The organism is Rhodococcus sp. NPDC019647 (assembly GCF_044389235.1).
Taxonomy (GTDB): domain Bacteria; phylum Actinomycetota; class Actinomycetes; order Mycobacteriales; family Mycobacteriaceae; genus Rhodococcus_F; species Rhodococcus_F oxybenzonivorans.
On sequence record NZ_JBIRXS010000036.1, the window covers coordinates 23,263 to 46,275 of the forward strand.

The window sequence follows — 23,013 nt, forward strand, 5'->3', positions numbered from 1 at the left end:
GGATGCGCCTCACCCCATGGTTCGGGCATCCTCGTCACCATGATTGAAGTGAGGGGACTGACAAAGACCTTCGGTGCGACGAAGGCGGTGGACAACCTGACGTTCACCGTCCAGCCGGGTATGGTCACCGGCTTCCTCGGGCCGAACGGTGCAGGCAAATCGACGACGATGCGGATGATCCTCGGGCTGGACCGTCCCACCGCGGGCACGGCGCTGATCGACGGCAAACCGTACCGTGAGCTGGTGCAGCCGCTCCGGACCGTGGGCGCACTCCTGGACGCCAAGTGGGTGCATCCCAACCGCTCCGCCCGCGCCCACCTGCAGTGGATGGCGGCCTCGAACTCGCTGCCGAAGAGCCGGGTGGACGAGGTGCTGCACCTCGTAGGCCTCACGGAGGTGGCAGGCAAGAAGGCCGGTGGGTTCTCGCTCGGCATGTCCCAGCGACTCGGCCTGGCCGCCACCCTTCTCGGTGACCCGAAGGTGCTGCTGTTCGACGAGCCGGTCAACGGTCTCGACCCCGAGGGCATCGTGTGGATCCGCAAATTCATGCAGCGCCTCGCGGCCGAGGGACGCACCGTGCTGGTGTCGAGCCACCTGCTCTCCGAGATGGCGCTCACCGCAGAGCATCTGGTGGTCATCGGCCGTGGGCGCCTGATCGCAGACACGACGGTGTCGGAATTCGTGAGCAAGTCCTCGGAATCGACGGTGCGGGTGCGCAGTCCCCAACTGGATGCGCTGCGGAGCGCGCTGACGTCGAATGGGCTCACGGTGCGCGAGGACGGATCCGACGGGCAGCAGGCGCTCGTCGTGGTCGATTCGTCCACCGACGTGATCGGCGCGATCGCCGGATCGCAGGGAATCACCCTCCACGAGTTGGCGTCTCAGCGCGGTTCGCTCGAGGACGCCTTCATGAAACTGACAGGAGACGACGTGCAGTACCACGCAGAAAGCGTCGACGACGTGATGAGGGGTGCACTGTAATGGCTGTTCTCAATGCGGAACGCATCAAGATCACCTCCACCCGGTCGCCGTGGTGGTGCACCGTCATCATCGTCGTGCTGGGTCTCGGCCTGGCCGCGGTCATCGGACTGAGCGCGAAGGCCAGCATCAACTCCTTCAACGACCAGATGGCGGACGGGAAGGAACCCGATTTCGAACCCTTCCTGCCGCAGATGGCCGATGCCGTCGGCGGCGTCTCCGGATTCGGAGTCCTGGTCCTGATGATCCTCGCGACCCTGGCCGTGACCAGTGAATACCGCTTCGGGGTCATTCGCACCACGTTCCAGGCAATTCCGAACCGCGCTTCCGTCCTCGTCGCCAAGGCCGGCCTGATCGGCGCGTTCGGTGCCGTGCTGACGTTCGTCCTCACCTTCGGGGCGTACGCCATCGCGAAGGCGACCGCGGGCAACGAGGCAGGTGCTGCCCTCACACTCTCCGGTGGGGATGCGTGGCGGTCGATCTACGGGGTGCCGATCTACGCGTTCCTGTGTGTCGTGCTCGCCGTCGGGATCGGTGCGTTGCTGCGCCAGTCGGCAGGAGCGATCGCGCTACTGCTGCTCTGGCCGCTACTGATCGAAAGCCTGTTCAACCTGTTCGGATCATTCGGTGAGAAGATCATGCCGTTCCTGCCGTTCCTCAATGCCAACCACTTCCTCGGGGCACCGCAAGGCGTGGACTTCCACTGGGGACCGTGGGGCAGTCTCGTGTACTTCGCGGTGTTCGTCCTGGTGATCTTCGGGGCCAGCCTGGTGGTGGTGAACAAGCGCGACGCGTGAGACCGATAGAGTACTTTCGCCCTGCCCCTCCGCCAGGTGAACGTCGGGAGACCTGGCTGGGATCGTAGGCAGGGCGGGGAGCCTGTGGGCCGGTGCGACATCCATTCGCACCGGCCCACAGGTGGTTCTGCGTTAGGCTCCCGACATGCGACTACGGGGACTTTTCACCGTCGGAGTGACCGGTGCGCTGGTGCTGGCCGGGTGCTCGTCCACGAGCGAACCGGAGTCGCCGCCGGTCGACGCGAGCGCACTCGCCGGATCGGTCACCGAGGACGCGCTGGTGGCGCATCTCGGGGAACTGCAAACCATCGCCGACGACAACGACGGCAACCGCGCCGCAGGCACCCCCGGATACGAAGCCAGCGTCGACTACGTGGCACAAGTTCTGACGGACAACGGCTTCGACGTCCAGACCCCGGAATTCGAGTTCCACAATTTCGATGTCGCCGCCGAGAAACTGAGGTCGCGCGATCGTGACGTCGAGGTACGAGCACTGTCCTACAGCCCGTCCACCGGACCCGAGGGACTGACGGCGCGATTGGTGCCGGCTCGCCAGGACGAGACCCCGGGGTGTGAGGCAACGGATTACGACGGTCTCGACGTCAACGGAGCGATCGTGCTGGTCGACCGGGGTATCTGCCCGTTCTCGGCCAAACAGCAGATAGCGGCCGAGCGCGGCGCTTCGGCCGTGATCGTGGTCAACAACGAAGACGGGCCGATGAGCGGCGGCACTCTCGGCGATCCGTCGGCGGGCAAAATTCCCACCGGCGGGGTGAGCAGGGCCGACGGCGACGCGCTCCGGCAGGGCGGCGGAGACGTCACGCTGACGCTCGACACCAGCACCGAGACCAGCACGTCCCGTAACGTCATCGCCCAGACCACGACGGGCTCCACCGACGATGTCGTCATGGTCGGCGCTCATCTCGACAGCGTTCCCGAGGGTCCCGGCATCAACGACAACGGCACAGGCGTGGCCGCGATCCTCGAAACGGCGGTCCAGCTCGGCGGTTCCCCGGACGCCGACAACGCGGTGCGGTTCGCCTTCTGGGGCGCCGAAGAATTGGGCCTGCTCGGCTCCGAGGCCTACGTCACCGGCCTGAGCGAGGAGGAGCGTAACGACATTGCGCTCTACCTGAACTTCGACATGCTCGGCTCGGAGAACGCCGGCTACCTGACCTACGACGGCGACAACTCCGACAACGTCGGCGAAGGGCCCGGCCCCGAAGGTTCGGCGGGAATCGAGCGCACTTTCGTCGATTACCTCGGTAAGAACGGTATTGCCGCGAACGGCACCGATTTCGACGGCCGCTCCGACTACGGTCCGTTCATCGAGCAGAAGATTCCGTCGGGCGGGGTGTTCAGTGGTGCCGACGACAAGAAGACCGCCGAGGAGGCCCAGAAATGGGGTGGCACACCCGACGCCGTGTTCGACAAGCATTACCACAGCCCGACCGACACCCTCGCGAACATCGACCGGGCAGCTCTTGCGAAGAATGCGTCCGCGGTGGCCTACGCAGTCGGGGTCTACGCGGAGTCACTGGCCGGTCCCAACGGTGTCCCCACCGGCGCCGATCGGGAGAAGGCTCGGGCAGCGCAGTGATGTCCGATTCGTCACGGGCTTCTGCCTGTGACGCTGGGTTACTCTTGCGCTCGTGAGCGAAGACCCGGCCGACGACAGCGCTGCCGAACTCGACGCTGCGTCGGAGGAGAGTAGACAGGACAAGGTTCTGGGCTGGGTGGGAGCACTGAACCGTCGGCCCCAGCTGATCGAGGGACTGCGCAGGGTCCGCCGTGCCTTGCCGGGAGATCCGGCATTCGGCGACCCGCTGTCCACTGCAGGCCCCGGCACCGCACGCGCCGTGGCCCGCGTGGCGGACCGCTTCCTCGACCATCAGCCGGGAGCGTCCCGGGAGATGAGCCTCGGCGCCCTGCAGGTGTGGCAAGCGCTGCTCGAGCGCACCGGTCGCGGCCGGGGAACCCGGGAAGTGACCATCGTGTTCACCGACCTCGTCGGCTTCTCGAGCTGGTCCCTCCCCGCCGGCGATACCGCCACCCTCGCGCTGCTACGAGACGTCGCCAAAGCAATCGAGACACCCATGGTCGACCGCGGCGGACACGTGGTGAAGCGGATGGGCGACGGCGTGATGGCCGTCTTCCCCAGCCCTGATCGCGCCGTCGACGCTGTCTTCGCCGCGCAGGACGCGCTCCGGAATGTCGAGGTCGACGGCTACCGTCCGCGGATGCGGGTCGGAATCCACACGGGAGTTCCCCGGCAGATCGGCAGCGATTGGCTCGGCGTCGACGTCACCATCGCGGCCCGCATGATGGAGCTCGGCGGGGACGGCAACGTCATGGCGTCGTCCGCCACCCTCTCGGCGCTTCAGCCGGGGACGCTGGAGGAACTCGGTATCAGCGTCAAACCGTGGCGCCGCGCCTTCTTCGCCCCCGCCCCCAGCGGGGTGCCGTCCGACCTCGGTATCTGGCGGCTGCGGCTCCGCCGCCCGTGAGTACTTATCAACCGCCGCAGGTTAATAAGTACTCACGGGTGACGAAGTCGCCAGAGGGGGGAGACGGGGCCATGACCGGCTCCCAGGTCGTACGACGCCTCGAGGCACTTGGTGACCCATTCCTTGCCGAACGCGACGGCGTCGGGCACAGACCACCCGTGGGCGAGTGCGCTTGCGATGGCCGCCGCGAGGGTGTCGCCGCCTCCGTGGTCGTTGCCGGTGTCGATCCGGGGGCTGCTGAACTCCCGGAAAGTGTCCCCGTCGAAGAGCAGGTCGGTACTGACCTCCGACGTACGCAGGTGCCCACCCTTGACGATCGACCACTGGGCCCCGAGCGCGTGCAGAGCCTCGGCTGCGCGGCGCGCGGTGGCGTCGTCCACCACCTCGATCCCCGTGATGAGCCGGACCTCGTCGAGGTTCGGCGTCACCACTGTCGCGATCGGTATCAATGTGTTCCGTACGGCATCGAGCGCTTCGGCGTGGAGCAGCGGATCCCCGTGCATCGACGCGCAGACCGGGTCGACGACGAGCGGGACCGGATGGCCGCGCCCGATCCCCACTTCTGTGCAGACACCCGCGACGGCCTCGATGATGGCGGTGGACGCCAGCATGCCCGTTTTCGCCGCTCCCACGCCGATGTCACCGACGACGGAGCGGACCTGCGCCGCCACCGTCTCGGGCGGAATTTCGTGGAACCCGCTCACACCGACGGAGTTCTGCACGGTCACGGCGGCCACCGCGACGCATGCGTGGACACCGCACAGAGCCATCGTCCGTGAGTCGGCCTGAATTCCGGCGCCTCCGCCGGAATCGGTGCCGGCGATGGTGAGGACTCGGACGGGGGTCTGGCCGTCGGGGGCCAGGGGCAGCAGCTTCACGGAGGGGACCTTACCGATTCTCTGAGGTGACGGATTCGACGGGCAGATATACACGGCCACCTGCGCCGACGAACTCGTCCGGCTTCTCGGCCATGCCCGCCTCGATGGCCTCCACCGAATCGAGGCCGTTCTTCTCGGCGTACTCCCGGACATCGGCGGAGATCCGCATCGAGCAGAACTTCGGGCCACACATCGAGCAGAAGTGGGCTGTTTTCGCGGGTTCCGCAGGCAGGGTCTCGTCGTGGAATTCGCGGGCGGTGTCCGGGTCGAGGGATAGCGCGAACTGGTCGTGCCAGCGGAACTCGAAGCGCGCCTTCGACAAAGCATCGTCTCGTTCCTGCGCCCGAGGGTGCTGCTTGGCGAGGTCGGCGGCGTGCGCGGCGATCTTGTACGTGATCACGCCGGTTTTGACGTCGTCGCGGTTCGGCAGCCCGAGGTGCTCCTTCGGCGTCACGTAGCAGAGCATGGCTGTGCCCGCCTGCGCGATCATCGCCGCCCCGATGGCCGAAGTGATGTGGTCGTAGGCCGGGGCGATATCGGTGGCCAATGGGCCCAGAGTATAGAACGGTGCCTCTTCGCACAGTTCCTCCTCCAGGCGTACGTTCTCGACGATCTTGTGCATCGGCACGTGTCCGGGGCCTTCGATCATGACCTGCACGCCATGGGATTTCGCGATCTTCGTGAGCTCACCCAGGGTGCGAAGCTCCGCGAACTGCGCCTCGTCGTTGGCATCCGCGATCGACCCCGGCCGGAGTCCGTCGCCGAGCGAGAATGTGACGTCGTAGCGGTGCAGGATCTCGCACAACTCCTCGAAGTGCGTGTACAGGAACGACTCCCGGTGATGTGCCAGGCACCAGGCCGCCATGATGGAGCCGCCGCGCGAGACGATGCCGGTGACGCGACGCGCGGTCAGCGGAATGTACCGGAGCAGCACCCCGGCATGGACCGTCATGTAGTCGACGCCCTGCTCGCATTGTTCGAGCACGGTGTCTCGGTAGATCTCCCAGGTGAGGGCGGTCGGATCGCCGTTCACCTTCTCGAGTGCCTGATAGATCGGCACGGTGCCCACCGGGACCGGGGAATTACGCAGGATCCACTCGCGTGTCTCGTGAATGTTCTTGCCGGTCGAGAGGTCCATGATGGTGTCGGCGCCCCAACGGGTGGCCCACACCATCTTCTCCACTTCTTCGGCGATCGAGGACGTGACCGCACTGTTGCCGATGTTCGCATTGATCTTCACCGCGAACGCCTTGCCGATGATCATCGGCTCGAGTTCTGCATGCTTGCGGTTGGCCGGGATCACGGCCCGTCCCGCAGCGACCTCGGCGAGCACGGTGTCCGGTGAGACACCCTCGCGCGCAGCGCAGTAACGCATTTCCGGAGTGAGGACGCCCGCCCGGGCGGCGTCCAGTTGTGTCTGCCCGCGATCCCCGGACCACTGCTCGCGGATGCGGGGCAGTCCGGCCGCAACGTCGATCTGGGCGTTCGAATCGGTGTACGGGCCGGACGTGTCGTACAGGTCGAGATGCTCACCGTTGGTCAGGTGGACGCGCCGGACCGGTACGCGGATGTCGTCGCTCCACTGCACGTATTCCTTGGTGCTGCCCGCGATCGGCCCCGTCGTGACGGACGTGGCCGTAGATACAGTTCTGCTCATCGAGATGCTCCCTACGCCGGCATTACCCGGACAGGTTCGACGGTCGACGGCCCTAGCCGTCCTCTCAGCCCGCTGGTGCGAGCCCCCGTGGATGTGTAGTTGTCGCACAGACTGTAACCGACATGTCTGTGAGAAATCATTCGGGGGAACCTTGGACAGCAGCCCGGAGAGTCGGTATAAATGGTGACGTACATCACGTTTTGATCACGAAGCAAACACCAGGAGGTCGCAGTGCTGACGGACTCGCAGGTTGTGGACGTGATCGACAATGCCGATCAGAACCGCTTCGAGCTGCGGCTGAGTGGGGATCTGGTCGGAATCCTCGGATACTACGACCTCTCGGGGCCGCCGACCGGCGCCGGCGCCGGGGTGGGGGTGACGGCCGGTCGGCGCCCGCCCAGCGTCCCGGCTCCGATCGTCTCGTTCATGCACACGGTGATCGTCGAGGACTTCGGGCATCGCGGACTTGCGTCGATGATGGTGGGGCGCTCCCTCGACCTGGCCAGGGAATACGGCTGGAAGGTGCGACCGGTGTGTACCTACGTCCAGCGCTTCCTGTCGGCACATCCGGAGTATCGCGATCTCGTGGTACCGATCGAACGCTGACTGCTGGACGCGGAAAACCCGGCAACGAATCGATCCCGGTTACGGCGTTTGTGCTCCCCCAGTCTGCGACTTACTGGTTCCATGGTGGCATGGATCACATTTCGAAGGCTTCCCCGTCGGGCAGTGTCTCGGCCGCCGATGTTCGTGTACTCGACGATCCGGCTCACGAACGCTTCGACTTGTGGCTCGGTGACGAACTCGTCGGGATTCTCGGCTATCGCGACGAGGACGACATCCCCGGTTTCACGGCGAAACCGGGCGAGGTGGTGGCGTTCATGCACACGGTGGTGAAAGAGGAATTCGGTGGCCGGGGATTGGCGGAAACACTCGTCCGCGCAGCCTTCGACGAGGCACGCACTCGCGGCTGGAAAGTACGCCCGATCTGCACCTACGTCCAGCGCTATCTCTCGCGGCACCCGGAGTCCCTCGACATCCTTGTCGAGGACTGAACGTCTCTACGCCTCCGCGCTCGTGCAGGTGCGTCAGTCTCCGAGGTCGACGATGACCGGCGCGTGATCGCTCGCGCCCTTTCCCTTACGTTCGTTGCGGTCGATCTCCGCCTTGTCGACCCGGCCGGCGAAAGCGGGCGAGCCGAGGATGAAGTCGATCCGCATTCCCTGTTTCTTCGGGAATCGCAGCTGCGTGTAGTCCCAGTAGGTGTACACGCCCGGACCCGGTGTGTGCGGCCGCACCACATCGGTGAAACCTGATTCGAGGAAGGACTGGAAGGCCTCCCGCTCGGGTGCGGATGTGTGCGTCTTGCCTTCGAAGAGGGCAGGATCCCACACGTCGTCGTCGGTGGGCGCGATGTTCCAGTCGCCGACCAAGGCGATCTGCTCCTCGGGATTCTTCTCCAGCCACCGGACCGCATCCGAACGCAGTTTCGACAGCCACTCGAGCTTGTAGGTGTAGTGCGGATCTGCCAGCTCGCGTCCGTTCGGAACGTACAGGCTCCACACGCGGACACCGTTGCACGTGGCACCGATCGCGCGGGCTTCCTCGACAGGGGCAACCTCTGGATCCTTGTGGAACCCGGGCTGATCGTCGAAACCGATCCGAACATCCGTCAGCCCCACGCGGGACGCGATGGCCACCCCGTTCCACTGACTGATACCGACGTGCGCCACCTCGTAACCGAGCTCGCGGAAACGCTCGTACGGAAACTGCTCGTCCTTGCACTTGGTCTCCTGCATGGCCAACACGTCGGTGTCGGTCCGCTGAAGCCAGTCGAGGATCCGGTCGGTACGGGCACGAACAGAATTCACGTTCCAGGTAGCGATGCGCACGCCGTCAGCCTAGTGCCCGCCGCCGACCTAGTGCCCGCCGCCGACAGGTTCCGTCGCGTACCGGTACCGATGGTGGGCAACGAAGCCGAGGCCGCGATACATCGCCTGAGCACCCTCGTTCTCCGCGGCCACCTGCAGGCAGGCATGGGTGGCTCCCTGCTCGCGACCCCACGCGATCATCTCGCCGCAGATCAGGCTGCCGATACCGCGCCTGCGGTGGGCCTGCGCCACCTCGACCGCGGTGAGTCCCACCCACAGGCGGCCGTCCGGGGCCGAGGTCACCGAACCGCGTGCGACTGCGAGGAGGGTGGAGTCGGCGGCGCCGATCCGGCCGAAGCCGAGCGTGCCGCCGCGGACGGCGTCGAGCACGTCGACCGCGAAGTCGGGGAGCGCGGACCCGCGGTACCGGTAGAGCGCGAGCCAATCGGAGTCGGGACGATCGGTGATCGTGGTAGTGCGAGGGCCCTGGGGAAGGATGAGATTCGCGATATCGGCGGCCATCACGACCACCTCGTCGCTGAGATTCCATCCTGGTGGCACCGCGCCCAGCCGATCGGGAAGCAGAAGCCGCAACGGGCGCTCGCGCTCGGCGTACCAGTGGCGCAGACGATCGAGCGTGCTGCCGGGGGAGCTGTCTGCCAGGTCGCCGACCGTGCCCGGGTCACCGAGTGGGGCCGCCGAGTTCGCGCGCCCGGTGAATCCGTGACCGTACCGGGCCAGCCACCCGTCGATCCAGGCGTGTTCGACTCCCGGCCAACCGTCGGCGGAAGCCAGTTCGAGCGCTCGGATCTCGCTGGTGCGGACCGGCCGCGCGGGGACGGCCTTGAGTGCGATCACCCGGTCCGGTTCCACCTCGACGACCGAACCGTCCGACGCACGCACGGTGACGAACGGCGCGACGCCCTCCAGAATCCCGACGACGTCGGTCATCGGGTGGCTGTGGCCGGGAGGCAACGCGTAACGCAGCACCACCCGGCTACCGACAGGAATGTCAGTCGTCATGCCCGAAGGGGTCTTCGACCGTTCCCGGCACCCAGCTCAGGCCCGGGACGCCCCAGCCGGCGCGTTTGATCGTCTTCTTCGCGGCCCGCGCGTTGCGGCCGATCAGCATGTCGACGTAGAGGAAGCCGTCGAGGTGCCCCACCTCATGCTGCAGCATCCGAGCGAAGAATCCGCGCCCCTCGATGTCGACGGGATTGCCGTCGGCGTCCGTGCCGGTGACTTTGGCCCAGTCGGCGCGGCCGGTGGGGAACTGCTCGCCCGGGACGGAGAGGCAGCCTTCGACGTCGTCGTCCGGGTCGGGCATGGTCTCGGGGACCTCGGACGTTTCGAGCACCGGATTGACGACGCAACCGCGACGGCGGAAGGCTTTGCCGCTGTCGTCGACGTCGGGGCAGTCGTAGACGAACACGCGCAGCGACTCGCCGACCTGGTTGGCGGCGAGCCCGACACCGCTGGCGGCGTCCATCGTGTCGTACATGTCCGCTATGAGTTCGGCGAGCTCTGCGGGTGACTGGGACACCGGCTCGGTCGGCTTGTGCAGTACCGGGTCGCCCACGATCCGGATGGGGAGGATGGCCATGGTTGTCAAGGATAGTGCGGCGCGCCCGCGTCGCCGGCACTGCCTGCGGCCTTCCTCATGGTTGAATAGTCGCTGAAGTACAGCTGTGTAATTCGTTGCTCGGTCGGCCCACGCGATCGAGGAGCCGGGGGAACGTGGTTTCGCTGAATTCGAGCGAGAGCTAGTAGTCGAGGAGTGACATGGACGGCGCAACAGCGCGTAGTCGGAACCAGTCCGAGCGCACCGACAACGACAACTCCGCAGGTGTCGACGAGGTCGGGACCGACGGACTGAGCCGTCGGGAACACGACATCCTGTCCTTCGAGCGTCAGTGGTGGAAGTATGCCGGGGCCAAGGAAGAGGCAATCAAGGAGCTCTTCGACATGTCGGCCACCCGGTACTACCAGGTGCTCAACGCCCTGGTCGACCGCCAGGAGGCCCTCGCGGCAGATCCGATGCTCGTGAAGCGGCTGCGGCGTCTGCGCGCCAGCAGGCAGAAGGCCCGCGCCGCTCGTCGCCTCGGGTTCGACGTCACCTAGCAGCCCGGTCGCTAAGGTCGACACCGTGAGCAATCAGAATCCGCAATCGTCCGGCCCGCCGTTACGTGCCCTCGCCATGGTGCTGATTTCTCTCGCGATCCTCTTCGCCGGTCTCGGGTTCGCCTCACTCGGTGATTCGGACTCGGAGAACACTGCGGCCACCGTCACGACCGCCTCCGCGGCCCCGCCGGCTTCTGCCGCGGCGCGCACGACGACTGCGACCGCGCCGGCGTCCGGTGCCACCTCGACGTCCGCGTCGGCGAGCACGACGTCCGGTCCCTCGGGTACATCCGTGTCCGCCGACGCGTCGTCGGTGCCCGTGCGGGTGTTCAACAACAGCAACGTCACCGGACTCGCCGGACAGACGGCCACCGAGCTCACCGAGGCCGGCTGGACGGTGGCCGAAACGGGAAACTACAGCGACGGAACGATCTCCGAAACCACCGTCTACTACGGCAATTCGCCTGCCGAGAAGGAAGCGGCGACGCAGATCGCCGCCGAACTGGGGGCTACGGCCAAACCCCGATTCGCCGGTATCGCGAACTCTTCCGCAGGCGTCATCGTCATCGTCACCGCCGCCGGGTAGCGCGAGCGCCGGTGCAGGCTGGACCGGAAGGCCGGTCCAGGGGCGTCGTGGTTATGATCAGTTGCACTTCTTCGCCACCTCAAAGGAGCGGTTTTGATGGCCTCGAGTACTACCCGTCGGATGTCCTGGCGCATTGTCACCCCCGTGGTGGCCATCGCTGCGTTGGGGCTGACCGCCTGCAGTAACAACGAGGAGCCGTCCGACGTCTCGGGCACCACGCCCCCCGTGTGGACCGGAGCCGCCGATCCCAGTGCCGCAGACGTTCCCGGCGACGCAGGCCACGGTTCGGCCGGCGGGCACAGCGAGAGCGGAAGCGGAAGCGAAACCCTCACTGCGACGTTCAAGAATGCCGAAGGTAACGACGTCGGCACCGCCACCTTCACGCAGTCCGGCGAGCACGTCGAGGTCACCGTGTCGGTCAAGGATCAGACTCCCGGATTCCACGGGTTCCACGTGCATTCGGTCGGCAAGTGTGAGACGAACTCCGTCGCCCCCACCGGCGGTGCACCCGGTAACTTCCTCTCCGCCGGTGGACACTTCCAGGTCGAGGGACACTCCGGCCATCCGGCCAGCGGCGACCTCACCTCGCTGCAGATTCTCGAAGACGGTACCGGCGAATTGGTCACCACCACTGACGCGTTCACGGTGGAGGAGTTGAAGAACAGCGATGCCGGGACCGCGGTCATGATCCACTCCGGCGCCGACAACTTCGCGAACATCCCCACCCGATACGCACCCGCTCCCGATCAGGAAACCCTGAGCACCGGGGACGCAGGCTCACGTGTGGCCTGCGGTGTCCTGGGCGAAAGCTGAGATCACCGACATCCCGGTTGACGCCGGGATGTCGGTGTACTGCCGCACCGTGCGGCCTGTGGTTGGATCGGAATCGTGGTAGTTCCCTTTCCCGGTTCGCCGCGGCCGACGCTGGGTGTCGAGTGGGAGATCGCGCTGGTCGACAGGGTCACGCGTGATCTCTCCAATACGGCCGCCGAGGTGTTCGATGCGGTGGCGAATCTGGCGGGCCCGGAGGATCCGCGCATCACCAAGGAGTTGCTGCGCAACACCGTCGAACTCGTGACCGGCATCCACTCCACCGTCGGCGAGGCGATGAGCGATCTCGACGAGTCGCTCGATCTGCTGCGGCGGGCCGCCAACCCGCTGGGTGTCGACCTGATCTGCGCGGGCACCCACCCGTTCGCCCAGTGGTCCACCCAGTTGGTCACCCGCACACCCGACTACGACGAGCTGATCGAACGCACGCAGTGGTGGGGGCGGCAGATGCTGATCTGGGGTGTGCACGTTCACGTCGGTGTGTCGTCACCGCAGAAGGTGTTCCCGATTCTCAATGCTCTGCTGCAGCGGTATCCGCATCTCCTGGCGTTGTCGGCGTCGTCACCGATGTGGGCGGGCGTCAACACCGGGTACGCCAGTAACCGTGCGCTGATGTTTCAGCAGCTGCCCACGGCCGGGTTGCCCTACCAGTTCGCGAATTGGTCGCAGTACGAGGACTTCATCAGTGATCAGATGAAAACCGGGGTGATCACCAAGATCGGCGGCATGCACTGGGACATCCGCCCGGCTCCGCGCTGGGGCACCATCGAGGTGCGGGTTTTCGACGGCATTTCGACCCGGGCCGAACTCGGTGCGCTCGTGGCGCTCGTGCATTGCCTGATTGTCGATCTGGACCGGCGTTTCGAGGCCGGCGAGAACCTGCCGAACCTGCAGCCGTGGCATGTCAAGGAAAACAAGTGGCGGGCGGCGCGGTACGGGCTCGACGCCGAGATCATCCTCGACTCGGAGAGCAACGAGAGGCTCGTCACCGACGACCTGAACGATCTGCTCGAGAAGCTCGCACCCACCGCTGCGCGCATCGGGTGTGCGGACGAACTGGCGGCTGTGGCCGATATCCCGCGCCGCGGGGCCTCCTATCAGCGCCAACGCCAGGTTGCGGAGGCCACCGGGGGCGATCTGGTGGCCGTGGTCGATGCTCTCGTGAAGGAGCTGGGCACCTGACACCGCGGTACCGGGGTCGGACGCTTGTCCACCTTCTGTTCATGTGTTGTTTACACTTGCCGGGTGTCGATCGACGAAGTAGCCGTTGCACGGCCGGGGAGGTCCGTCGACCAGTCGCCCACGCTCGTTGCCGGTGGCGTGCTGGGGGTCGTGGCTGCGCTGGTGACGGTGCAGTTGCTCGCGTCGGCGCAGGGATTCCAGGGGCCACTCGAAAGCCTTGTCCGTGACTATGTTCTGACACCGAAGTCGGCGTCCGTCCCCTGGGCGGGGCTCGCGCTCGCGATGGTCGGGCTCACGTCACGGCAGCGGATCGTGGCCATGTCGGCCGCGGCCGGCATCGATGTGTCCGTTGCCGCTGTGCGGTACGCGGCGGGAGGCCCTCTCACCGTCGGAAACGGTGCGACGTGGGTCCTCACCGCGGTGGGTGTCTACGCGGCGGTCCGGTGGACCGGCGAGCAGCGGCACAGCGCGCTGAAGGGGGTGGCGCTCGGTGCCCTGCTCATTCTCGCGACCAAGTTCGGCGATGCGTGGTTGCAGATCACGATCATGGCCGGCCCGATGGTTCTCGACGAATACGCGCAGCTCGCCGACCATGCGCTGGGAAACCCGTCGTGGCACATGGGACAGCTGGTCGATGCTCTCGGTTCGGTCGGCTACGGGGTTCTGCACTGGGTCTACATCGAACTCCCGGTCGCCGCGATCGCGGTGGCGATCTATCAGCTGCGAAACGGATGGCCCACGCACTATCTCGTCCGCACGTTCCTGCTGATCGGCCTCGTCGGGCCCATCTTCTACCTTCTCTTCCCCGTGGTCGGGCCGATCTTCGCATTCGGCACCGACGGGCAGGGCTTCCAGGCCGGCAACTTCTGGCCGAATTTCGTTCCGACTCCCGACTTCACCCCCGCGCCGATGGCGTTCGATGCGGTGACACCCCGCAACTGCATGCCCAGTCTGCACACCGCCTGGGCGCTCGCGCTGTTCATCCACTCGCGCGGCGGCACCTGGTGGCTTCGGCTCGGCGGCACGTTCTGGCTGGTATGCACTCTCACCGCGACGCTCGGCTTCGGCTATCACTACGGAGTCGACCTGGTGGCGGGAGCCGTGCTCTGCCTGACCATCGAGTCGGCCCTGCGGGACCCCGAACGGGGGTGGGGCTGGTTCCGGATTCGGCTCGTCGGGGGCGGGACGATCGCACTCGTCGTACTGCTGCTCAGCTACCGCTATCTGGCTGTGCCGATGGGCCGCTTCCCCGAGGTCTCGGGACCGATCGTGATCGGTGTCCTCGCCGCTGTGATTCTCGGGTTCTACGCGACCTTCTTCGCCCGCGAGGACAGCGCGCTGCACCGCTGGGGCACCGTCGGCTCCCGGCCTGTGGTCACGGCCGCTCTGGAGGCTCCAGCTCGTTGATCATCATCAGCCCGTCCTGATCGCGTTGCTCCCGGTACGCGACGCGGCCGACGCTGTGCGCGATGACGGGCGCGGTGAAGAGAGTGAAGACGCCGACGAGGATCAACATCCAGATGTCGACGTTGCCCCGCAGTTCGATTACGGCGCCCACCAGCACCATGTTCAGTCCGACCACCTGCGGTTTGGTGGCGGCGTGCATGCGCCGCAGAGTGTCGGGGAAACGGACGATGGCGATGGCCGCGGTGAGCGCGAGAAGAGAGCCCGCCAGCATGAGACCGGCGCCGATGTAGTTCAGGACACTGGTCATTTGTCACTCACTCGGAAGCGGGCCACCGACACGGAACCGATGAAGCCGACCAGCGACAGGGCGACGATGGCAGGGACGATCGTGGTGTCGCCGGTGTAGGCGGCCCACACCGCGAGACCACACATGGCGAGTGCGATCAGGGTGTCGAGGGCGACGAGGCGGTCCAGCGAGTTGGGCCCGTCGAGGAGCCGAAAGGTGGTCAGCACGCCGGCGATCACCAGAACGATCCCGGAGATGACGGAGACGACTGTCATGTGGTGCCCTTCTCAGTGGGGTCCTCGTACTGCTCGTCACCGAAGTGCCAGGCACTCGGCTTCCATTCGGAGTCGCGCTCGAAGGCGGCGATGAACAAGCGTTCCAGTTGCGCGACCGTGCGATAGAACTGGCCGACCGCCTTCGCCGAACCCATGTCGAGTACATGGACGTACACGATCCGTCGAACCTGATCGATCTCGAGCACCATCGTTCCCGGGATGAGATTCACGACGTCGATGAACAGGGTGAGGACCAGATCCGATTTGATTCCGAGTTGGTACCGCAGAACGCCGGTGACCGGTGGTGGACCGGGGCGTACCGCCAGCCAGGCGATCTGCAGGCTCGATTCGAGCGAGTAGTAGACGAATTTCCAGGCCAGCCGGAGGAGCGACAGGACGTGCACGCGCCCCTGGACCGGCACCCCCGGCAGGGGCATGAGCACCATGATCAGCACACCGACCGCCGCTCCGCCGACCACGTTGGCGATGCTGAGGTTTCCCCACAGGAGAATCCATACGGCCGTCAACCAGACCAGTGCGCTGAGTTGGAGAAATCTCTCGCGTTTCATCGCGGCGCCTCCTGCGCTTCGGCCGCGCTGCGATCGCCCAGGACGGCGGTGATGTAGATCGAGCGGTCCTGCAGGTCGGTGGCAGCACGGTCGCTGATCGAGATGATCTGCCCGGCGAAGACCGTCATGGCCAGGCCGACCCCGACGAGCGCGACCGTGGGTAGCAACATCATCGCGGGTATGCGCCCCACGTCGGCGCGATCGTCGAACGGGATGTCGGCCTCGGACTCGTCGATCAGTGCCGACGGGCTGACATCGGCGAGGTCACCTTCCGGGGCGTCGGCGCGGGCCCGCCAGAACGCCTTGGTCCAGACGCGGGCCACCACGTACAGGGTGAGCAGGCTGGTGAGGGTGCCGCCGCCGACGAGGATCCAGGCCAGTACCCCGGCATCTGCGGAACCTGCTTGCAGGAGGGCCACTTTGCCGATGAACCCGGAGAACGGCGGGATGCCCCCGAGGTTCAGCGCAGGGACGAGGAAGACGATGGCGAGGACGGGGCTGGCGGCGGCGAGCCCGCCGAGCCGGCGCAGCGACGACGACCCGGCCTGTCGTTCGATGAGACCGACGACGAGGAACAGCGTGGTCTGCACGAGAATGTGGTGCGCCACGTAATAGATGGCACCCGAGAGTCCCGACTGCGTGGACAGCGCGATACCGAACACCATGTAGCCGATGTGACTGACCAGGGTGAAGGACAGCAGGCGTTTGATGTCGCTCTGCGCGATCGCACCGAAGATGCCGACGAGCATCGTCAGCAGGCCGCACACCATCAGAACGTTGTCGAGTTCGCCCTCCGGGAACAGCAGCGTGTGCGCGCGGATGATCGCGTACACACCCACCTTGGTGAGCAGACCCGCGAAGACGGCCGTGACCGGTGCCGGCGCGGTCGGGTAGGAGTCGGGGAGCCACGTCGACAGGGGGAAGACCGCGGCCTTGATCCCGAACGCCACGAGCAGGACACAGAAGATGGCGGTGCGGGTGCCCGACGGGATGCCGTCGAGCCGGGTGGCCATGTCGGCGAGGTTGAGGGTGCCGGTGGCCGCGTAGGCGAAGGAAATGCCGGCCAGGAAGATCAGCGACGACACCATCGACACCATCACGTAGGACACGCCCGCGCGGACCCGCTCGGCGCTCGCTCCCAAAGTCAGCAGGACGAAGCTGGCCGCGAGCAACACCTCGAAACCGACATACAGGTTGAACAGGTCACCGGCGAGGAAGGCGTTGGATATTCCTGCCGTGAGGGCCAGGTACGTGGGCAGGAAGATCGAGACGGGCTGGTCTTCACTTCCGTCGCGGATGCCCTGACCGACCGCGTATGCCATGACGGCCAGCAGCACGATCGACGAGACGACGAGCATCATCGCGGACAAACGGTCGACGACGAGGGTGATGCCGATGGGGGAGTCCCAGCCGCCCACTTGAATCGCCGTCGTACCGTCGCGGTCCGCGAGGTACAGGAGCAGCGCGGACACGACCAGCACGGCGATCAGTGCGGTGAGGGTGATCACCCGCTGGGCCCGGGGACGCCGGCCGAGTACCAGGGTCGCGGCGGCGGCGAGCATGGGCACGAGAACGGGCAGCGGCGCGAGTGTGGTGACGAGGTGCGGGGACAGGGTCACGGCTTCTTTCCGATCGTGGCCTTGTCGTCTTCGTCGTCGTCGAAATCGCCGGTGTGCAGCTCCTCGTAACCCTCGAGGTCTTCGAGGTTCCGTAGTGCTTCCAAGGGGATGGGATTACCGTCCCGGTCGAAGGCGTCACCCGTAAAACTGGGCTCGCCGGTGACGGGGTCGTCGGAGCGGTCGCGGTCGGGAGCTTCCGAGGGCGAACGCCGCAGCAGGACCCGGGTGTCCTCGGGATCGTTCTCGACGAGGTCGGCGGTGGTGATCTTGAACGACCGGTACGCGAGAGCCAGGACGAAGGCCGCAATGCCCATGGTGATGACGATCGCGGTGAGCACCATGGCCTGCGCGAGGGGATCGGCCATCGACTCGTGGATGGAGTCGCGGCCCACGATCGGGGGATTGCCGTCCGAGCCACCCGACGTGAGGATCAGAAGATTGATCCCGTTGCCGAACAGCAGCAGTCCCAGGAGCATGCGCGTGATGCTGCGCTCGATGAGCAGGTAGACGCCTGCCGAGACCAGGACGCCGATGATGACGAGGAATCCGATGTTTGCGCTCATTTCTGGTTCACCTCGATCTGTGCATCGAGACGTGCGCCGAGACTGCGGAGCACGTCGAGGACGAGACCGACCACGATGAGGTACACACCCAGGTCGAAGAACAGTGCGGTGACCAGCTTGATGTGTCCCAGCAGCGGGACCGTCACCTCGAACACTGCGGACGACAGCACGGGTGCGCCGAGGAACAACGACACCAGGGCCGTTCCGGCGGCGAGTGTGAGGCCCAGCCCGAGAATTTTTCCGGCGTCGATGGGGACCGTTTCTCCCAGCTCGTACCGACCGCCCGCGAGATAGCGCAACACAAGGGCGAGCCCCGCGGTGAGACCGCCGGCGAATCCGCCACCGGGTGCGTTGTGCCCGGAGAAGAAGAAGTACACCGACAGCACCATGATCGTCGGGAAGATCAGCCGGGTGGTCACCTCGAGAACCAGCGAACGGTGTCGGGGATCGATGAGATCTCCACCGAGCAGCCAGGTCGTCTCCGACTGCGCGGACGCCTGTTCGACGGTGACCGCAGGGGCGTCCGACACGCGGGGCGCACTACCGAAGCGGCGATTGCGGAACACCAGACTCGCGACACCCGTCGCGGCGACGAGCAGAACCGAGATTTCACCGAGCGTGTCCCAGGCTCGGATGTCGACGAGTAGGACGTTCACGACATTCTTGCCGTTTCCGATGTAGTACGCGGCGTCGGGAAGCAACCCATGAATGGGCACCGTGTTGCGGGCGTTGATCGCGTAGGCACCGATCGTGGTGATGGTGGCGCCGACCGCGACCGCGAGCAGTGCCCGGGGCAGCTTGAAACCGATCGCCCTGCTCTCGTCGACCTCTGCGGGAAGCTTGCGGAACACCAGCACGAAGATCACCAGAGTCAGCGTTTCGACGAGGAACTGGGTGAGCGCCAGGTCGGGGGCGCCGTGCAGCGCGAACAGGACACCGCAGCCGTATCCACTGAGGCCGACGAGGATGACGCTGGCCAGCCGGTTGCGCATCACCGTCGCCGCGAGCGCGGCGGCCACCATCATCAGCCCGATCGCGAACTGCACCGGCGAGTCCCACAGTCGGAGGTCGGCGTCGGTGCGGCTGCCGGTGAACAGCAGAACGAGCGGCAGCACGACGAGCGTGGCGAGAATGATCGCCTGGGTCCGGGGGAGCGAACCGCGCTGGGTGGCGCCGGTCAGCCGCATCGACAGGGCGTCCATGAAGCGGAGTGTCGCGTCGTAGATGCGGTCGGCGTTGCCGAGCGGTGGATGTTCGAACCGCAACCGGATGACCCACCGCTGCGCCACGAACAGGGCGGTGCCGACGGCGAATACGGCCACCGTCAACAGCAGGGCGGTGTTGACGCCGTGCCACAGCGCGAGGTGGTAGTCGGAAGCGCCCTCGGCAGGCAGAGTCTGCGAGTACGGAACCAGCAGCTTCTCGAGTTGGGGTGACGCCACACCCGCGGCCAGACCGAGCACCGAGAGCACCGCGGGCGCGGCCAGGAACATCGGGCCGGGGGCGTGCATCTTCTGTACGGCGACGGTGGGATTCGCGAGCCGCTTGCGCCCGAATGCCCCCCACATGAACCGCACGCTGTAGGCGAAGGTCAGGATCGATCCGACCACCACCACGGCCACAGCCACGAGGCGAGCGGGGTCCGCGAGCGCCGTGGTGCTCAGCAACGAGTCGAAGGCTGCTTCCTTGCCGACGAAACCCAGGAACGGCGGCAGTCCGGCCATGCTGGCCGCGGCAAGGGCCGCGAACACCGTCAGCGCCGGTGCGCGGGCGCCCAGGTGGCCCAATTTCCGGATGTCCCGGGTGCCGGTGGAGTGGTCGATGATCCCGACCACCATGAACAGCGCCGCCTTGAACATCGCGTGGGCGACCACCATGGTCAGCCCCGCCAGCATGGCGTCCCGCGTACCCAGACCCACGAGCACCATGAGAAATCCGAGCTGACTGACGGTGCCGAACGCGAGGACGAGTTTGAGGTCGAAGGCCCGCAGCGCACGCCACCCCGCCAGCACCATCGTCAGCAGCCCGAGCGTGACGATGGTGAATCGCCACGGGGCGGCGTCGGCGAAGCCGGGCGACAGCCGGGCCACGAGATAGATGCCGGCCTTCACCATGGCGGCGGCGTGCAGATAACCGCTGACCGGAGTGGGGGCTGCCATCGCTCCGGGCAGCCAGAAATGCAACGGGACGATCGCGGATTTCGACAGCGCACCGATGAGGACCAACACAACGCCGACACCGGCGAGCCAGCCGCGAGGTGCGACCTCGATCAGTTCCGACAGGTTGTACGTGCCACCGACCTGGCCGAGGATGATGATGCCGACGAGCATCGCCAGCCCACCCGCGGTGGTGACGAGCAGCGCCTGCGTCGCGGCCCGGCGACTCGAGGCGCGCTCGGCATAATGGCCGACCAGCAGGAACGACAGGACCGTCGTCAGCTCCCAGAAGGTGTACAGCAACAACATGTTGTCGCTGGCGACGAGTCCGAACATTGCGCCGGCGAACGCCACCATCTGCGCGGCGAAAATACCCAGCCGCGGCTCGTCGTCGGTGAAATACCGCGCGCAGTACATCAAGATCAGGGCGCCGATCCCGAGGACGAGCACCGACATGATGGCGGCCAGGGGATCGAACCAGAAGTCGATGTTCATCGACAGGCCGGGGATCCACTCGAGTGAGACGGTCTGCACCGTCCCCCAGTGCGCGATCACCCAACCGAGTGATACCAGCGGGACGAGCGCGAGCGGATAGAACGCGTTGCGGCCGAACATGCGCACCACAAGCGGAGCCAGAACGGCGGCGACAGCATGGGCGAGCAGAACAGCGAGCAAAAGGCACTCCGTCGTTGGTCAGCGGGCGGCGGGGTGTCGGAACGCAGCGAACCGAGTCGGTGTAGACCGTTCGCGAAGCTAGCGAGTTGGTCTACGACGTACATCTTACTGGTTCCAGGTTTCGGCCTCGAGTGCCGGCAAACCGGACGAAACGGGCAGACCTGTCACCGTGCGTCATTTCAGGGCCGCGGCGGGCTGTTCTATCTTGTGAGGCGTGCCCGCCGAGATCCGAACCGCAGCCCTCGCTCACATCCGCCGGAGGCGGCTTCTGCAGACGAGATCGGTCGGAAAGTCGGCGTTCTACATGGCCGGCGGTAAGATTGATCCCGGCGAGAACGCCGAAGAGGCGCTGCACCGGGAAATTCGGGAAGAACTCGACGCCGCGATCGTGGACGGCACCCTCGAGCAACTGGGAGTCTTCGAAGCGCCGGCGTACGGGCATCCCGAAGGCACCGCCCTGCACATGACGTGCTTTCTTGCGGAACTGAGCGCTGAGCCGCGGCCCACGAGCGAGATCGCGGAACTGCGGTACTTCACGGTCGACGAGTACGCGGCGATGCCCGACGTCGCGCCCGGTTCGATGCTGGTGTTTCGCCGGCTGCAGTCGCTGGGTCTGCTCGACTAGGTGAGCGGTGCGGTCGTTTCCAGCGGTGGGTGACGCGACCGTATCGAGTAGGCGCAGTACGCCACGACGGCCAGCATCGCGATCCCGGCGAGATTGTCCGATGCCGCCGAGACGGGCGAGGGGCCGTCGGCCTCGCCGGTGAACGCCGCCACAGCGCCGAGCGGTTCCTGGGCGCGGGCGTACACGACCCGGCTGCCCGGGATGGTGGTTGCCGCCACGAAGACGAGCGAGGCGAACGGCAACGCCAGACCCAGAACCGCGACCGGCGCCGACGCGGGGAGCGCGGCGGCCAGCGCAAAACCCATCCCGGTGCACAGGACGAAGAGCCGGGCGAGAAGGAGGACGCCGTCATTGCCGAAGTCGGGCTGTATGGCGGTGGTAAGGGGAACGAGGGCGGCGAGCCCGAGCCCCCAGTACGGTCGTCGCAACGTCGGAGGAACCCGGACCGCGACCGCGATGCCCAGTGCCAACGCTGCGATACCGACGATCAGGAGGGCGGAGGCGGGGGTTGTCACGCGCGGGGTCCGGAGGTCGTCGAGGACGGGCATGGCCGCGGCGGTGACTGCCGTGGCGGCCAGCAGGAAATGCCCGTCGGCACGGGGAAGCAAGCGTGCGGACACCTCCGTGCACACCAGCACCACCACGAGGCAGAAGACAATGATCAGCCACACCGTCAGCGGTTCACCGAACTCGTGGTCGTCGATCCACGCGCCGAGTAGCCGGTTGAGGAGAGCGAGAGCCAGTGCCGCGGCCAATGCCGTCTGGAGGGTTCGACGTTCGGGACGCTGCACCCGGAACTGCTTCTGGGCCAGGGCGGTCGACACGAGGGCCAGTACCAGCGTCCCGATCAGCAACCACATCGGTGGTTCCCCGATCGCGGACGTACTCCGGCTTGCCGGCTCGAGATACTCGGTGTCACCGCGTGGTAGTCGCGCGACGCTCGCGAGAACGAACGCTCCCGCCGCGCCGAGCGTCAGCGTCAGCTGCGGACCCCACCGTCCCCACACTGCGGCGACCGCGGCTCCGAGAAGAATCCCCGCGGTCGCGGTCTTCGCGAAGTGCAACGCGATCAGCGTGTCGACACCACTTGCCCCGGCCACCGCCGAGCGGGTTGCGATCAGGACGAGTGCACACGCCGCGGCGACGATCCACGAGGCGCGGCGTGAGCCCGACCGCTGCAGTCCGGCCACGGCGATCACGGCGAGGACGAGGGCAACCACGACACCGGTCGGCTGGCTGCTGAGCCACCGGTCGATCTCACGATCCGACGCATAGATGGCCCACGCGCGATTGCGGGGATTGGTGAGAACGAACCCGGCCAGTGCGCCGGAGGCGAGGGCCGCCGCCGCCGACAGGGGTTCGCGGAAGTCCATTCACTCACGGTACTCGAGCAGCGAGGAATGGACGGCACCCACCTCGCGTTGCCAACG

24 protein-coding genes and 1 riboswitch are annotated in these 23,013 nt (G+C 66.4%); of the genes, 12 read left to right on the top strand and 12 right to left on the bottom strand.

Annotation, left to right across the window (positions count from 1 at the left end):
- The first annotated feature begins 39 nt into the window (after positions 1-39).
- The 4 genes from ACH49N_RS34585 (at position 40) to ACH49N_RS34600 (ending at position 4,282) form a co-directional block, all read left to right on the top strand.
- Positions 40-981, top strand: coding sequence for an ABC transporter ATP-binding protein (locus tag ACH49N_RS34585; RefSeq protein WP_159920086.1), 942 nt, complete (start codon positions 40-42; stop codon positions 979-981).
- Positions 981-1,775: an ABC transporter permease gene (locus ACH49N_RS34590; RefSeq protein ID WP_159920088.1), complete on the top strand. Its 795-nt coding sequence runs from the start codon at positions 981-983 to the stop codon at positions 1,773-1,775. Before ACH49N_RS34585 ends, ACH49N_RS34590 begins: the two co-directional genes overlap by 1 nt.
- Positions 1,776-1,920: 145 nt before the next feature.
- Complete coding sequence (locus ACH49N_RS34595; protein WP_358277113.1) at positions 1,921-3,375, top strand: M20/M25/M40 family metallo-hydrolase; 1,455 nt, start codon at positions 1,921-1,923, stop codon at positions 3,373-3,375.
- 52 nt (positions 3,376-3,427) lie between these two features.
- The gene (locus tag ACH49N_RS34600; protein WP_250775010.1) at positions 3,428-4,282 is read left to right on the top strand and encodes an adenylate/guanylate cyclase domain-containing protein; all 855 of its coding nucleotides are present in this window, start codon (positions 3,428-3,430) and stop codon (positions 4,280-4,282) included.
- A gap of 32 nt (positions 4,283-4,314) precedes the next feature.
- Here ACH49N_RS34600 and thiD read toward each other — a convergent pair whose 3' ends face one another.
- Positions 4,315-5,160, bottom strand: a complete 846-nt coding sequence (gene thiD, locus ACH49N_RS34605) for a bifunctional hydroxymethylpyrimidine kinase/phosphomethylpyrimidine kinase (protein WP_358277115.1) — start codon at positions 5,158-5,160, stop codon at positions 4,315-4,317.
- Positions 5,161-5,170: 10 nt separating this feature from the next.
- A complete protein-coding gene (gene thiC, locus ACH49N_RS34610) occupies positions 5,171-6,817 on the bottom strand; it encodes a phosphomethylpyrimidine synthase ThiC (protein ID WP_358277117.1) in 1,647 nt (548 codons plus the stop codon).
- Positions 6,809-6,916, bottom strand: a riboswitch (TPP riboswitch). (Overlaps the previous gene by 9 nt.)
- 132 nt (positions 6,917-7,048) lie before the next feature.
- Between thiC and ACH49N_RS34615 the strand changes: the two genes are divergently transcribed.
- Positions 7,049-7,423, top strand: coding sequence for a GNAT family N-acetyltransferase (locus ACH49N_RS34615; protein ID WP_159920096.1), 375 nt, complete (start codon positions 7,049-7,051; stop codon positions 7,421-7,423).
- A gap of 89 nt (positions 7,424-7,512) precedes the next feature.
- A complete protein-coding gene (locus tag ACH49N_RS34620) occupies positions 7,513-7,872 on the top strand; it encodes a GNAT family N-acetyltransferase (protein ID WP_317768767.1) in 360 nt (119 codons plus the stop codon).
- Between the two features lie 33 nt (positions 7,873-7,905).
- On the opposite strand, the gene ACH49N_RS34625 is transcribed toward ACH49N_RS34620, so the two are convergent.
- Genes ACH49N_RS34625 through ACH49N_RS34635 form a run of 3 tightly spaced genes read right to left on the bottom strand, consistent with a single transcriptional unit; the run spans position 7,906 to position 10,291 of the window.
- Entirely contained in the window at positions 7,906-8,709 is an 804-nt protein-coding gene (locus ACH49N_RS34625; protein ID WP_317768766.1) for an exodeoxyribonuclease III, read from the bottom strand.
- 27 nt (positions 8,710-8,736) lie between these two features.
- Complete coding sequence (locus tag ACH49N_RS34630; protein WP_358277120.1) at positions 8,737-9,711, bottom strand: GNAT family N-acetyltransferase; 975 nt, start codon at positions 9,709-9,711, stop codon at positions 8,737-8,739.
- Entirely contained in the window at positions 9,701-10,291 is a 591-nt protein-coding gene (locus ACH49N_RS34635) for a peptide deformylase (RefSeq protein WP_358277122.1), read from the bottom strand. The genes ACH49N_RS34630 and ACH49N_RS34635 overlap by 11 nt, the downstream gene beginning before the upstream one ends.
- Positions 10,292-10,470: 179 nt before the next feature.
- Between ACH49N_RS34635 and ACH49N_RS34640 the strand changes: the two genes are divergently transcribed.
- The 5 genes from ACH49N_RS34640 (at position 10,471) to ACH49N_RS34660 (ending at position 14,815) form a co-directional block, all read left to right on the top strand.
- Positions 10,471-10,809, top strand: coding sequence for a DUF3263 domain-containing protein (locus ACH49N_RS34640; RefSeq protein ID WP_109327656.1), 339 nt, complete (start codon positions 10,471-10,473; stop codon positions 10,807-10,809).
- Positions 10,810-10,885: 76 nt separating this feature from the next.
- Positions 10,886-11,395, top strand: a complete 510-nt coding sequence (locus ACH49N_RS34645; RefSeq protein WP_284708606.1) for a LytR C-terminal domain-containing protein — start codon at positions 10,886-10,888, stop codon at positions 11,393-11,395.
- 96 nt (positions 11,396-11,491) lie between these two features.
- Positions 11,492-12,208 carry a superoxide dismutase[Cu-Zn] gene (gene sodC / locus ACH49N_RS34650; protein WP_358277124.1) on the top strand — a complete coding sequence of 239 codons (717 nt, stop codon included), beginning with the start codon at positions 11,492-11,494 and terminating at the stop codon, positions 12,206-12,208.
- Positions 12,209-12,283: 75 nt separating this feature from the next.
- Positions 12,284-13,408, top strand: a complete 1,125-nt coding sequence (locus ACH49N_RS34655) for a glutamate--cysteine ligase (RefSeq protein ID WP_358277126.1) — start codon at positions 12,284-12,286, stop codon at positions 13,406-13,408.
- Positions 13,409-13,477: 69 nt separating this feature from the next.
- Positions 13,478-14,815, top strand: a complete 1,338-nt coding sequence (locus ACH49N_RS34660) for a DUF5933 domain-containing protein (RefSeq protein WP_358277165.1) — start codon at positions 13,478-13,480, stop codon at positions 14,813-14,815.
- Here ACH49N_RS34660 and mnhG read toward each other — a convergent pair.
- The 6 genes from mnhG to ACH49N_RS34690 are packed head-to-tail and all read right to left on the bottom strand — an operon-like array spanning position 14,784 to position 20,958.
- A complete protein-coding gene (mnhG, locus tag ACH49N_RS34665; RefSeq protein WP_109327665.1) occupies positions 14,784-15,122 on the bottom strand; it encodes a monovalent cation/H(+) antiporter subunit G in 339 nt (112 codons plus the stop codon). The two genes, ACH49N_RS34660 and mnhG, sit on opposite strands and share 32 nt — an antisense overlap.
- Positions 15,119-15,376, bottom strand: a complete 258-nt coding sequence (locus ACH49N_RS34670) for a monovalent cation/H+ antiporter complex subunit F (RefSeq protein WP_109327667.1) — start codon at positions 15,374-15,376, stop codon at positions 15,119-15,121. The genes mnhG and ACH49N_RS34670 overlap by 4 nt, the downstream gene beginning before the upstream one ends.
- Entirely contained in the window at positions 15,373-15,945 is a 573-nt protein-coding gene (locus tag ACH49N_RS34675) for a Na+/H+ antiporter subunit E (protein WP_358277128.1), read from the bottom strand. The genes ACH49N_RS34670 and ACH49N_RS34675 overlap by 4 nt, the downstream gene beginning before the upstream one ends.
- Positions 15,942-17,564, bottom strand: a complete 1,623-nt coding sequence (locus ACH49N_RS34680; protein ID WP_358277130.1) for a Na+/H+ antiporter subunit D — start codon at positions 17,562-17,564, stop codon at positions 15,942-15,944. Before ACH49N_RS34680 ends, ACH49N_RS34675 begins: the two co-directional genes overlap by 4 nt.
- Positions 17,561-18,127 (bottom strand): Na(+)/H(+) antiporter subunit C, encoded by a 567-nt coding sequence (locus tag ACH49N_RS34685; protein ID WP_358277132.1) that lies wholly within the window; start codon positions 18,125-18,127, stop codon positions 17,561-17,563. Before ACH49N_RS34685 ends, ACH49N_RS34680 begins: the two co-directional genes overlap by 4 nt.
- Entirely contained in the window at positions 18,124-20,958 is a 2,835-nt protein-coding gene (locus ACH49N_RS34690) for a Na+/H+ antiporter subunit A (protein WP_358277134.1), read from the bottom strand. Before ACH49N_RS34690 ends, ACH49N_RS34685 begins: the two co-directional genes overlap by 4 nt.
- Before the next feature lie 214 nt (positions 20,959-21,172).
- On the opposite strand from ACH49N_RS34690, the gene ACH49N_RS34695 reads away from it, so the two are divergent.
- On the top strand, positions 21,173-21,583 hold the full coding sequence (locus tag ACH49N_RS34695; protein WP_159920126.1) for an NUDIX domain-containing protein: 411 nt from the start codon (positions 21,173-21,175) through the stop codon (positions 21,581-21,583).
- Here the strand turns inward: ACH49N_RS34695 and ACH49N_RS34700 are convergent.
- Positions 21,580-22,956 (bottom strand): hypothetical protein, encoded by a 1,377-nt coding sequence (locus ACH49N_RS34700; RefSeq protein WP_358277136.1) that lies wholly within the window; start codon positions 22,954-22,956, stop codon positions 21,580-21,582. The two genes, ACH49N_RS34695 and ACH49N_RS34700, sit on opposite strands and share 4 nt — an antisense overlap.
- Between the last annotated feature and the right edge of the window lie 57 nt (positions 22,957-23,013).